10 protein-coding genes are annotated in these 12,102 nt (G+C 60.3%); 2 read left to right on the plus strand and 8 right to left on the minus strand.

Translation table 11 applies throughout. The features are described from left to right. Window positions 1-10: 10 nt before the first annotated feature. The 8 genes from rem to AC13RM_RS31095 form a co-directional block, all read right to left on the minus strand. Complete coding sequence (gene rem / locus AC13RM_RS31060; protein WP_113229302.1) at window positions 11-682, minus strand: transcriptional activator Rem; 672 nt, start codon at window positions 680-682, stop codon at window positions 11-13. Between the two features lie 279 nt (window positions 683-961). Further along, entirely contained in the window at window positions 962-1,585 is a 624-nt protein-coding gene (locus tag AC13RM_RS31065; RefSeq protein ID WP_374824831.1) for a lytic transglycosylase domain-containing protein, read from the minus strand. Continuing rightward, the gene (gene fliK / locus AC13RM_RS31070) at window positions 1,497-3,140 is read right to left on the minus strand and encodes a flagellar hook-length control protein FliK (RefSeq protein ID WP_488556118.1); all 1,644 of its coding nucleotides are present in this window, start codon (window positions 3,138-3,140) and stop codon (window positions 1,497-1,499) included. The genes AC13RM_RS31065 and fliK overlap by 89 nt, the downstream gene beginning before the upstream one ends. 1 nt (window position 3,141) lies before the next feature. Then, on the minus strand, window positions 3,142-4,446 hold the full coding sequence (motC, locus tag AC13RM_RS31075; protein ID WP_488556119.1) for a chemotaxis protein MotC: 1,305 nt from the start codon (window positions 4,444-4,446) through the stop codon (window positions 3,142-3,144). 3 nt (window positions 4,447-4,449) lie between these two features. Continuing rightward, window positions 4,450-5,880 (minus strand): MotB family protein, encoded by a 1,431-nt coding sequence (locus tag AC13RM_RS31080; RefSeq protein ID WP_488556120.1) that lies wholly within the window; start codon window positions 5,878-5,880, stop codon window positions 4,450-4,452. Beyond that, window positions 5,877-6,509 carry a hypothetical protein gene (locus tag AC13RM_RS31085; RefSeq protein ID WP_488556121.1) on the minus strand — a complete coding sequence of 211 codons (633 nt, stop codon included), beginning with the start codon at window positions 6,507-6,509 and terminating at the stop codon, window positions 5,877-5,879. The genes AC13RM_RS31080 and AC13RM_RS31085 overlap by 4 nt, the downstream gene beginning before the upstream one ends. 243 nt (window positions 6,510-6,752) lie before the next feature. Beyond that, window positions 6,753-7,733 carry a flagellin N-terminal helical domain-containing protein gene (locus AC13RM_RS31090; RefSeq protein ID WP_374824846.1) on the minus strand — a complete coding sequence of 327 codons (981 nt, stop codon included), beginning with the start codon at window positions 7,731-7,733 and terminating at the stop codon, window positions 6,753-6,755. Window positions 7,734-7,989: 256 nt separating this feature from the next. Beyond that, window positions 7,990-8,910 carry a flagellin N-terminal helical domain-containing protein gene (locus AC13RM_RS31095; protein WP_285174558.1) on the minus strand — a complete coding sequence of 307 codons (921 nt, stop codon included), beginning with the start codon at window positions 8,908-8,910 and terminating at the stop codon, window positions 7,990-7,992. A 451-nt stretch (window positions 8,911-9,361) separates the two neighbouring features. On the opposite strand from AC13RM_RS31095, the gene AC13RM_RS31100 reads away from it, so the two are divergent. Continuing rightward, complete coding sequence (locus AC13RM_RS31100) at window positions 9,362-10,849, plus strand: pyridoxal phosphate-dependent decarboxylase family protein (RefSeq protein ID WP_374824849.1); 1,488 nt, start codon at window positions 9,362-9,364, stop codon at window positions 10,847-10,849. Beyond that, a complete protein-coding gene (locus AC13RM_RS31105) occupies window positions 10,843-12,093 on the plus strand; it encodes a tetratricopeptide repeat-containing protein (protein ID WP_113229310.1) in 1,251 nt (416 codons plus the stop codon). The genes AC13RM_RS31100 and AC13RM_RS31105 overlap by 7 nt, the downstream gene beginning before the upstream one ends. Window positions 12,094-12,102: the final 9 nt, after the last annotated feature.

Genomic DNA, 12,102 nt, shown 5'->3' on the forward strand with positions numbered 1-12,102 from the left:
ACCGGGAGTATCAGCTCCAATCGATGCAGTAACCGAGGAAGCGCTTCGAATCGACCGGGTCGAAGCCGAGCTTCTTGCGCAGCTTCTTGCGCAGCTTGGAAATATGGCTTTCCACGACATTCTCTTCGACTTCCTCGTCGAAGATGCCGTAGATGGCATTGAAGATCTGCGTCTTCGTCACACGGCGACCGCGATTGGCGATCAAGTATTCGAGGATGCGGCGCTCTCGGCGCGGCAAGGCAAATACGGAACCGTTGATTTCCGGATCGCGGCCATCTGCGAAGACGCGAATAGGGCCGATATCGGTATAGTTGTTGATCGCCTTCAATCGGCGGCGGATCGCCGCGGCCCTGGCAAGGATTTCACGAGGATGCACCGGCTTGCGTACGACATCGTCGACGCCACAATCGAAAAGTGCAAGCGTGGCTTCCAGCGAAGGCTGATCGCTGACCGCGATCACGGGGGCCGATGTCCGGTCGCGAATCGCTCTTGGGAGCTCATGCACCTGCTGACCCTGTCCGATCAGAAAGGCCTCAACCGCAGCAATATCGCCCTCTGCTGCCGTGGTGACCCATTCGCCGAATTCACGCGGATCAAATCCCGTCGAAGGGATGCCCTCGCGTCCAAACAGTGATGTATATCCGTCCTTAACGAGCTCTCGCTCATCAACCACTACGATCATTCGTCCGCCTCCGAATCAGTGTGGTGTTTCGATGCTCTATGGGTACGAATCGGGCGAATCACGAACAACTGTCGGAAATGAGTGGCGGAAATTAATAATTGATTAACTATACGGGTGCGATTTGCACTAGATGTAGTAGGTCGTCGGCGTTTTACACCGATAAAAAAGTTGTTGGCGGACGTATTATTAACATGCGCATTTTAGGCAAATCGACGGCAGTCAACCGCCTCGATTGGGTTAGCGTCGGCTAACCGGAGACGATATGCAACCTGTGAGTGCTTATTCCCGGCAGAACGTCGCCGCATTGGGCGTCCATTTTCCGTAGCCGGTGGCGACCAGATTGGCGATCACGCGGCAGACATAGACCTTCTGAGCGGGATCATTGTTGGGGCCGGCATGGTATCTGGCTACCGCCATCGTCCAGGTCTCATGCCTGTCGTGCAGATTGCGGAGAAACTTTGCGGCATACTCGACATTACTACGCGGGTCGAACATGGCGTTGACGGATGTAAAGTTTTCGCCGTGGAAATACTGATTGATCTGCATGCAGCCGACATCGATAAGCTTTGCCCCGTTCTGCCGTGCCGCGGCGAATACCTGCAGGGCGGCGTCCTCCGATGGCGGAAAGATCGGACGTCCCTCGACATTGAGAGCGTAGGGATAGAGCGACCCCTTGCGCCCCGTCTCCGTCAGACCCACCGAATAAAGGATCCCTTCCGGTATTCCGTATTTCGCGGCGGCAGACTGGATTTCGCGCTCGCAAAGACCTGCGGCACCATTGTCGGGCGGCGCCGGATTGCCCGAGGCATGCGCCTCAGAGGTAAACCGCCCCAGAGCGAGAACGCTGCACGCCACCAGCAGCGCCGTCCTCAACACCGCGCTCACCCGAACTGCGATTGCCATCGTTTCCATTTGCCTGCTGCCCTGAATAGTTCTGGCCTCTGGGGCGTGCGTCGCCCCCCTGTCCCTGGTTCAAAAGGGATTGCTGCTGTGGCTGGTTCGATCCGGAATTGCGGCCGCTATCCGACTGCTGGTCGGCATTGGACGCCATGGAGACAGTGATGTTGTCGACCTGATAGCCTTGCGCGCGCAATGCATCGACCATGCGGCTTTGATCGGCATGAAGCTGTCTGTAGGCTTCGCTCGTCTGAACCTTCAGGTCGACGCTCAGCTGGTCTCCGGAGAGCCGCATGGTTGCCGTCACGTCGCCGAGATTGTCGGGACGCAGCTGGATCTTCAGCGTATTGACGACCTTGCCGGTGCTGGTCAGGTTCGCGGCATTGGAGAGTGCCGAACCTGGCTGCATCGCCGCCGACCAGTCGTGGTCGCCCGCCAGGGTTCCAGCAACGAGTGCCGAGTTGGAATTGGCGGCAAGCCCAAGATAGCGGCGTGAATCCAGCACGGTGACCGCTACGGCATCGCCACCTGCAGCAGCGCCGACCTTGACATCGGCAACGTCATCGCCGCCCTTGCTGATCGACAGGTCGAGCGCGCTGCCACGGCCATCCGCCCGCGTCAGGCGGAATGTTTGCGCGGCATCCGTTCCCTTGCCGTCATCGGGCAGCGTCACGGCCGTGTTCGAGGCATCATCCGTGAGGGCGGCTTTGCCCGATGGCAATGTCTGAACCTTGGCATCGTCTGTTGTCTTGCTCGCCAGCGTCGAGCTAGCCTGGGTCGTGCTAACCTGCGCCGCCGCAACGGGCTGCGCAACGTTCAGCAGCGACAAGGCATCGGAAATCGTATTGGCCGCCTGGCTGCCTTGCGTCGATGCGGACTTACCGTCATCCGTGGACTGGACATCCTTTCCATCCTTCACGGCGGGCATCTTACCGCCGCCCTTGACCGGCGTCGTCTGACCGTCAGTCGTCGCGACGTCGGCCAGTTGCTGCGCAATCTCGGCCAGCTGATCGAGTGCCGTCGGGGGCACCTGCACCTTGCCGGCGTCAATCGTCGGCGTGGTGGGTGTCGGCGCGGTGGAAGCGCCGGCTGCGGCCGACTGATCGCCATCGGCGGGGGTCGCTTCGCCTTGGACAGCCGCCGAGGCTGCCTTCTGCAACTCGATCAGCGATTTCGAGAGCGATGCGGCACCGGCTGGCTGCGAAGCTTTCGCGCCCTTGGCAAGGCCGGCGGGATTGGCGATATTGGCTCCAGACGTATCGATCATTCCAACTCCGGCATTGGCGCTGTCGTCGATGGTGAGGGTTATCGCGGCAAGATTGCTCGCTGTCGTCTTCACCGTGCCGGTATCGTCATCCGCATTGTCACCGGCTGTCGTGTTAGCATCGGCCGCCAAATCGGTTCCGGTATTCGAACCGGCCGATTTGCGTCCCTTGCCGAGCGAACTGGTCAGAGCATCGATAAAACCCTTGCCGTCATCCTGCTTTGTTGAGCGAGCGCCTTTGGCAACAGCAAGAATATCCGCCCCTGATGAGGCGCCAGACACACCGATGTCGTTCATATCAATGACTTTCCTGCTTCAACAGGCCGTCGATGGCATCCAGCTTCGAGCGGCTCGTCGTGACGAATGCGTTGAACGAAGAGTCGGCCTCCTGCCGCCCTCCTTCCGGGACAGGAGCCGCGTTTGCCGTGGCTCCCTGCTCAACACCCGCCGTGCCGGGAGATTGGCCTCCCGATTGATTCGTCACAGCAGCATCGTGTTCAGTCTTCTGTTGGTTGGGCAGGTTAGGAACATTGCCTTGCCCGAGGCTTGCAGCGTCGGGCGTGCGCAGTATCTCCGCCGCCACAGCCTTGGCGGCGTCGCGCAGAGCCCGGTCGCGCGTATTCAGTTCGCCCGCCGGCATCTGGTTCACATCGTTGATCGCCGACTTCCATTCAGGCGTGGATATGCCCGCCACGCCGCCATAGAAGTTAGCCAGCGCGCCAAAGGCATCGCCGCCGTCATTGGAGATCGCCTGGGCGCGGTTGGCTGCGAGCGCGGCAAGATCGGCCTTGCCGGCGATCGCGGCACGGCGTGCCATGCGCAGATAGATCTCCCGCTGTCTCGGCGGGTCCATGAAGGACAGGATGTCGACGATGTCCTGTTGCTTCACGTCGGAATCGTGATCCACCACCAGCTGCACGAAAAGATCGGCAAACTGGCTGGCGTAGGGCGAATGCAGGAAGCGCCGCGTATAACGCTGCGCATAATCGAGCCCTTGCGGCACCATGCCCGCATCGGCGCATAGAGCGAGCGAGCGACGCAGCGCCGATTCCTCGACGATCGTGCCGGGCGCCATCAGCCGCGCCCAGTCGTAAAGCGGCAAGGCGGCCTTGGCGTTCTTGCCGGACATGACATTGCCGGCAACCAACGAGAGGTAGGGGCCGATCGGTTTGTCGCGATATTCCTTGGAGATATCGACCAGCGTGTTGACGACGAGCAGACCCTTGCCGTTCAAGTATTTCCTGAGAACATCCGCAACGCGGTTGTCGAAATTGCCATTGACGTCACGCGACATCAGATATTCGAGCGTTTCGGGATTGCCGCCGCTCATGGTGTAGATCAGGGCGGCATCGACGTTGCGGTTGTCTTCGAAGAGGGATTTGTCCGCATTGCGCAAGCGCTCGTCTATGGTGCCAAGCAGAAAGCGCTGCATCTCTCCGGCGGAACTGTCGCCCGCAACAACGGAATCCTGGACGAATTCGAGCGAGCGCAGCATCTTGTAGAGCGGCAGACTATCCTGCCCCTCAGCGCCGGCAGCCCCCGGCATCAACATGCCGAGGGTAAGCGTGAGCGCAAGGTGATGACGATGCTGTTTGCGCGCCATGGACTATCCCTGCTTGCCTTGGCTCGGCTTGCCCTTGCCTGAAGCGGGCTTCGCGGGAGCCTGCGTTCCCGAAGCCGCTGGGTCCGTCGCCGCCTGGTTCGAGGGGTTAGCAATCAGGATCTCGATACGGCGATTGGCATCGTTGAAAGGATCGTTGGGCAGTTTCAGACGCCTGTCCGCAAAACCGGAAACTTGAACGATCCGCTTCTCGTCCAGCCCGCCGCTGGTCAGCATGTAATAGGCGCTCTGGGCACGATCGAGCGACAGACGCCAGTTGTCATTGCGGCCCCCGACCATATAGGGGCGTCCGTCGGTATGGCCGCGGATCAGGATCGATCCCTTGTGTTCCGCCAGGATCTTTCCGATCTTTTCCATCGCCAGCACCATCTCGCGCCGGGGAACCGCCGAACCGATATTGAACATCGGATCGTTTGTCTGATCGGAGATCGTTACGAGCACGCCGCCTTCCGCGGCGCTGACCTGCAGCCCTTCGGCCAGCTGACCGGCTACACCCTTGATCTCGGCCTGGATCGCCTGCTGCAGATCCTTGGCTTCCTGCTGCTGCGCCTTCGTCGGCTGAACATCCTTGTTCTCCGGCAAAGCGGCATTGTCCTCAGGCGTGGAGGCGTCGCTCTGCGCTGCGGCCTTGGCGACCTGTTGAACCTGCGTCTGCTTGTCCTGCTGTTTCCCGGCCGCCTGCTGCTCGCTCACCGTCGGCTGCTGTTCGGGCGTCTGCGGCTGATCGGCCGGCTGGCCGGTATCCGCAGCTGTCGCCTTCGACAGCGCGATAACTTCGCCCTTGGGCGATTGATCCGACTTGGCGGGCTGTTCCTCATTCGCCTTCTTGGACGCGCTGGAAACCTGAACCTGCTTGGTCCAGAAATCCGGATCGAACGGATCGCGATAGGCCTGGCCGCCGTCGGCACCGGTCGCCGGGCCCGACTGAGCCGCCCCACCCTCGCCCTTGGCGCTGACATTGGCCTGCTGACCGACTTCCTGTGCGATCTCGGCCAGGACCGAATAGGGATTCTCGAAGAAATCCGCCTCCGAATAGTTCGTCTGGTCGCCCGATGTCGAGGTCAGGTCCTCGCCGGTCTTGGCCGATTTGCCGTCATTCGGCTTTTCCTGCGGCTTGTCGGACTTCTGCTGGTTCTTTTCGCCCTGAGCCTGATCGACGGGCTTTTTGAGGCCCTTTTCCGTCGGCTTCTCGTCGGCAAGCTTGATAGGATTGAAATAGGAAGCGACCGAGGCCTTCGTCTCCTCGTTGGCGGCGTTCACCAGCCACATGACCAGAAAGAAGGCCATCATGGCCGTCATGAAGTCGGCATAGGCGATTTTCCACGCACCGCCATGGCCGCCTTCGTGATCGCCGCCGCCGTGGCGCTTGACGATGATGATCTCGTGCTTGCCGTGATTTTGATCGCCGTCGCTCATTTCAGGATCTCTTTCAGGCTGGCGGCCCACGCAGACATACGGGTCACGAGAACGCTCTCGCCGATCGCAACGGTGAGATCGACATCGTCAGCCTCGACATGACGCAACAATGCGGCCTCATCGCCGAGATGATCGTGAAGGACCTCGAAAAGATGGCGCGGGCCGCTGACGGAGATCGGCCCGGCGCTGCCGTCGAGGATCGCGGCCCTGACCAGTTCGGCAAGATCGGCAACGGCCTTGGCCGTCAGCGTCTCGGTCATGATCGGCGCAAGAATGGCGGCGGCTTCGGTGCTGATCGCCTGCCCGAGCATCGTGGCAATGCGCGTCATATCCGCAGCGATCTTTTCGGCCGCCTGCTCTTCGTAGCGTATCCGCAGCGCATCCATTTCGGCGCGAAACGACTGGGCCATGCCATCGATCTCCGCCTGATGCTTTAGCGTCAGTTCCTGCGTCGCCGCCTCATGCCCTTCCGCATAGGCGACGCGGCGCTCGGCCTCGACATCAACGGGCGGCTCGAGCGGGCCTTCGGCAAACTCGACCGGTTCTGTAAACGCCATATCCTCGACATGGGGCGGCGCAACCTGTTCGGCGCTGAAATCCTTGAGGTATCGGGATAGTGTCAAGCTCACGCGCGCATCTCCCCATTCGCGTCGCAGAGACGCTGCAAGTCGATGCCGACAGCCGGCCGATCCATTCCCATGCTCAAAACGTCGATCATCACGCTTCCGGTTTCCGTCCTCAGGCAGCACTTTCCGGGACCAATGTCACCGGCACATTGTGCGGCCAAGCCACTGTGAAGGACCGTAGGCAGTCAAACTTGTGCGAGGATGAATGCGATGCGGTATTGCCGATCCGACGGCGGTGCCCGGCAATCATTTCGACTGGAGAATGATCAACACCTTGCTCGCCATGCTGTTGGCGATCGACAAAGCCTGCACGCCCATCTGCTGCGCTGTCTGCAGAGCGCTTTGCCGCGCAGAAGCCTCTTCCATATTCGTGTCGACGAGATCGCCGACGCTGCTCTTGATGGCATCGCTGAGCTTGGAAATATAATCCGACTGATCGTCGATGTTCGACTTCATCAGACCCAATGTCGAATCTGCCGATGTTGCCGACTTCAGGAGCGAGTTGGTGACATTGATCATATCGGTCAGCTCGTCATCGGTCGTGCTGCTCGATAAGGCAATCTCGGCTCCGCCCGTCGGCGTCGTGCCGCCGGTGGCGGAGAGGAGGTAATAATTGCGAGGCGTGCTGCTGCCGCTGCTCGAACTGTCGAATGTGCTTGCATCGACATTCTTCGTCAGCAAACCCCGCGCCGGTTGGGCGGTATCGATCATCAGGGTTTGGGAACTGTCATAGCTGATCGTCGTGAAGCTGATCTGCCCGCCCGTTCCACGCGTGAAGTTGCTGATCACCGACTGCTGCGTCGAGGGCTGCTGCGCCGTATTATAGAGCCAGTTCTCGCCGGAAAAGGATGCCGACTGGGTGACGGATTGCAGCTGGTTCTTGAGCTGCTGGATGTCGGAGTTGATAGCGTCCTTGTTGGTGCCTGCCTCCTTTGCCGAAACCAGCTTGGACTGAATCTGGGTCAGCAGGCTGACGACCGTGTCCATGGCGGTGGATGCGGTATCGACCTTGGAGGCACCGAGGCCTAGCGCGTCCGTAATCGTGGAAAGGCTGCTCTGGTCCGAGCGCATGGTGGTCGCCATCGACCAATAGGTGGGATCGTCGCTCGCCTTCTGGATGCGGTAACCGGACGAGACCTGCTGCTGCACGACATCGAGATCTTTGTTGATACCGCGCAACACGGTCAGCGCCGCCGACGTGGAGGGATTCGTCGTCACATTGCTCATCTGAAAATCCGTAATTCCATTGGAACTGGCAAGCCGGACCGATCCGGCAGCAACGATTGGCCTCATGCCCACCAGCGGGAGATATCCCAGCACGGCCCGTCGCTAAAGCGCGATCCGGCAATCGCTTGGAAGGAGAACGGAGGCCGGATCTGCGCAGAGACTGCAAATCAATTGGCGGCAACGTTAACAAAAGCTTATACGCGGCGACAAGAGGGAAAAGCCGCCGCGCCATTTCAACGCAAGCTCCAGTCAAGGCTCACTTGAAGAGAGCAAGAACATTCTGCGCGCTCGAATTGGCAATCTGCAGCGACTGGATTGCCAATTGCTGCTGGGTCTGCAGCGCGGACAGCCTGCTGGACTCCTCTTCCATATTCGCATCGACGAGCTTGCCGACACCGGAATCGATCGTATCATGCAACGTAGAAACAAAGCTCGTCTGCAGATCGATGCGGGTCGAGAGAGAGCCGAGCTGCGAAGCCGTGCTGTTCATGGCGTTGAGGGCGCCCTGCACCAGGTTCATCGCCAAACCGATATCGCCGCTCGTCATATTGGTAATATCGAGGCTGAAGACGGAATAGTCGTTGCCGCTGATGGTCTGCTTGCTGCCAAGGATGCCCGAGCTCGTGTCGATCGCCCCGCTGCTGTTCGCGCCGAACAGGACGTTGCCCTGCGAGCTGGTATCGAAGGCGTAGCTGGTGCTGTTGACGGAAACCGTGCCGTTATTGTTGCGTACGAAGGAGGAGACGACGGAAGCCGAGGCGCCATTCGCCGCATACATCCAGTTCTGTCCGGAGAAGGATGCGGACTGTGCAATGCTTTGCAGCTGCTGCTGAAGCTGGGCAACTTCCTCCTGGATATCAGCCTTCGAAACACTGCTTTCGGTTGCGGCGACGAGCTTATCCTTGATCTGCTGAACGACCGTGATGGCGTTGTCCATTGCGGCATATGCCGTATCGACCTTGGCCGCACCCAGGCCCAATGCATCCGAAACGGCGGAAAGCGCGCCATTGTCGGAACGCATGGTTGTCGCGATCGACCAATAAGCGGCATTGTCGGCTGCCTTGGCGACCTTGTAGCCGGAGGAAACGCGGCTCTGCGTATCCTGCAGATTCGTGTTGATGCTGCGCAGGGTCTGGAGAGCGGACATCGCCGCGTCGTTGGTGAGGATGCTTGTCATCGAAAAGTGCCCCTTATGGCTGACTTTGGAAGGGACATTCCGGTCTGCGGCCGGGAACGGCAATCAGCCTCATGCTTGTTAACCGCCTCTTAGGAGAGGTTAACCAACCGTTGCGCTAGCTGCAACTGACAGGAATAGGGTTAATAAAAGATTAACGCCGACCACAAAAGTTAACGGAAGCACGCTTTCCGTTAAAAGGCCGTCAGGCATCAGGTCATCGTCTGCGCTACCTTTCATTGAGCCCGGCGGATGTCCATCCGCGCAGCGTGTGCCGACATACCGCTTTCCAGCCGGATATCATCGTTTGACACGCAGCAAGCACCGCAAGTCAGCCTCGCGCCATCTTCGACGTCGTAGATAGCCGCTATCCGTCCAATGTCGGGCGAAGAGGCCGTCTTCTCCAGCGTCCCGGCGATGATGTCGGCGCCGGCGGCCATATGCGGGGGTTGAGATGTTCAGTTTGCAGGACGCCGGATGGGCGGCGGTTGATCGCCAAGAGCGAACAAGCCTCGACCCCGACGACTGGCAGGCTCTGCGCAGGCAGGGTCACCAAATGCTCGACGACATGTTCGATCATCTCCAGACGCTCGGAACGAAGCCGGTCTGGCAACACGCCCCCTCCTCCGCCCGCTCCCTGTTCGATGCGCCATTGCCGTTCGAAGCCAGCGATCTGGCCGAAGTTCACGCCATTTTCCGGGAAAATATCCTCCCCTATGGCAGCGGCAATATTCACCCGGGCTTCATGGGCTGGGTTCAGGGCGGCGGCACGGTTACCGGCATGCTGGCTGAAATGCTCGCCGGCGGCCTGAATGCCAATCTTGGCGGACGCGACCATATGCCGATCGAAGTCGAGCGCCAGATCATCCGCTGGGTGCGCGAAATCTTCTCCTTTCCGGAGACGGCAGGCGGCATTTTCCTCACCGGCGCATCGCAGGCCAATTTCGTCGCGGTGCAGATCGCCAGATGCCGGAAGCTCGGCCGCGATGTGCGCGCAACAGGTCTATCCGACGAATCCCGGCTCGTTGCCTATGCCTCGAACGAGGTTCACGGCTGTGTTCCCCGCGCGTTCGAAATGTCCGGCATCGGCAGCGATCAGCTCAGGCGCATTGCCGTCAATAGCCTTGGCCAGATCGATATCGGCGCGCTGGAACAGGCGATCCTTCGCGACAGGCGGGAAGGTCTTGTGCCGTTCCTCGTCATCGGCAGTGCAGGAACGGTCAATACCGGCGCCGTCGATGACCTCGCCGGTTTGCGGCATATCGCCGACAGTTACGATCTTCATTTTCACGTCGACGGCGCGCTGGGTGCCCTCGGCGTGTTGAGCCCCGACCTTGCGCATCTGTTCGCAGAGATAGATAGTTGCGATTCGCTCGCTTTCGACTTCCACAAATGGGGCCAGGTGCCATACGATGCCGGCTTCCTGCTCGTGCGGGACAGTGAATGGCAGCGGCAGACCTTTGCTTCGGATGCCGCCTATCTCAGTCGCGCAGCCACGGGGCTTGCGGGCGGAGACTGGTGGCCCTGCGACTACGGCCCGGATCTGTCGCGCGGCTTCAGGGCGCTGAAGACCTGGTTCACGCTGAAAACCTACGGCGTCAAAGCTCTGGGGGACGCGATGAGCGCCAACTGCCGGCTGGCCCGCAGGCTGGCCGAGCGCATCGAACAGGAACCTCGGCTGACATTGCTCGCACCGGTCGCGCTCAATATCGTCTGCTTCGCCTATGTCGGCGCGGATGGAACAACACCTGCATCCATCAACTCCCATATCGTCGAGCAGCTGCACGCCGAAGGCCGCGTCGCTCCATCCCTGACCCATCTGAACGGACAGCCGGCAATCCGCGCCGCGATCGTGAACCATCGCACGCGACAGGCGGATATCGACCAACTCGTTCATAGCGTTTTGACAATCGGCTCCCGACAGGATCTCCCCCAATGCTGATGACCAAAGCCCCAGGCATCGATCCGGCTTCGACCAATACGCCGGACGCCTCCCGAATTCTCGGCATGCAAAGAATCGTCTCGCTCGTCTATGCCGGCCGCGACGTGACGCCGCTATGGAACGAACTCATGCAGCGCGTGACGGCCGATTCGACCGATGCGGCCGCGCTCATGGACCTGGCGATTATCCTGCAGACGCTCGGCCGCGCCGAAGAGGCACGCCAGATCCTGAAGAACGCCGTGCAGCTGCGGCGTGACTTCCGCGTCGTCCACGGCGACGGAACCGGGCCGCGCCTTTTAGCCTTCGTCACCGAAGGCAATTTCATGGCCAATACGCCGCTGGATTTTCTGCTGGCGGGCAGCGATTGCGTGCTGTGGCTGCGCTATGTCGACCTGCAAACCTCTGCACTCATCGGTCTCCCGGAGCATGACGTCGCCTTCATGGCGATCGGAGAGTCAACCGAAAACGCGCCTCTGCTCGCCCATATGCAAGGGCTCCTTGCCAAGTTCGACGGTCTGGTGATGAACCGCAATCCGGAACTGATCGCGAGGCTCACGCGCGACGGAGTGAGCGGAATGCTGGCAAACGAACCGTCGATCCTCTCGCCCACCACCCATCGCGTATCGCGCGACGATCTCGCAGCCGTCGGCGCCGGTGCCAAGCCGTTGAAAGACTGCGCCCCTGGCTTGGCCTTCCCACTGGTCGTGCGCCCGCTCAGCACCCATGCCGGCGATGGAATGGAGCGTATCTCCAATCCGGCCGAACTGGCAGCCTTTCTCGCGACACAGCCGGTGCCCGAGCTTTACGTAGCACCCTTCATCGATTTCCGCGGAGCCGACGGTTACTACAACAAGCAGCGCGTCGTATTCATCGACGGCAAAGCCTTCGCGAGCCACATGGCGCTCTCGGACCACTGGATCGTGCACTATCTGAGTGCAGGCATGGGCCAGAGTGCGGCAAAACGAGCCGTCGAACAGGCATGGATGGAAGATTTCGATCGCGATTTCGCCGTTCGCCACGAGGAGAGTTTTGCAGCGCTCTGCCGTCATATCAAACTCGACTATTTCGGCATCGACTGCGCTGAGCTTCCTGACGGTCGCCTACTGGTATTCGAGCTCGATGTGGCGATGGTGGTCCACAATATGGACGACCCCATCGTCTATCCCTACAAGCAGGTTGCCATGCGCAAGCTGTTCGATGGCTTCGTCGATGCTATCAGGCGAAGGGCGGGCAGCGCGCTTTAGAGCACTTCC

It is taken from the genome of Martinezella sp. CNPSo 3732 (assembly GCF_057784515.1).

What these genes read in the sequence shown, in the direction of transcription:
- AC13RM_RS31100 (WP_374824849.1), top strand. Translation starts at nt 9,362, where the DNA reads ATGTTCAGTTTGCAGGACGCCGGATGGGCGGCGGTTGATCGCCAAGAG.
- AC13RM_RS31090 (WP_374824846.1), bottom strand. Translation starts at nt 7,733, where the DNA reads ATGAGCAATGTGACGACGAATCCCTCCACGTCGGCGGCGCTGACCGTG.
- motC (WP_488556119.1), bottom strand. Translation starts at nt 4,446, where the DNA reads ATGGCGCGCAAACAGCATCGTCATCACCTTGCGCTCACGCTTACCCTC.
- AC13RM_RS31080 (WP_488556120.1), bottom strand. Translation starts at nt 5,880, where the DNA reads ATGAGCGACGGCGATCAAAATCACGGCAAGCACGAGATCATCATCGTC.
- AC13RM_RS31095 (WP_285174558.1), bottom strand. Translation starts at nt 8,910, where the DNA reads ATGACAAGCATCCTCACCAACGACGCGGCGATGTCCGCTCTCCAGACC.
- AC13RM_RS31065 (WP_374824831.1), bottom strand. Translation starts at nt 1,585, where the DNA reads ATGGCAATCGCAGTTCGGGTGAGCGCGGTGTTGAGGACGGCGCTGCTG.
- AC13RM_RS31105 (WP_113229310.1), top strand. Translation starts at nt 10,843, where the DNA reads ATGCTGATGACCAAAGCCCCAGGCATCGATCCGGCTTCGACCAATACG.
- fliK (WP_488556118.1), bottom strand. Translation starts at nt 3,140, where the DNA reads ATGAACGACATCGGTGTGTCTGGCGCCTCATCAGGGGCGGATATTCTT.
- rem (WP_113229302.1), bottom strand. Translation starts at nt 682, where the DNA reads ATGATCGTAGTGGTTGATGAGCGAGAGCTCGTTAAGGACGGATATACA.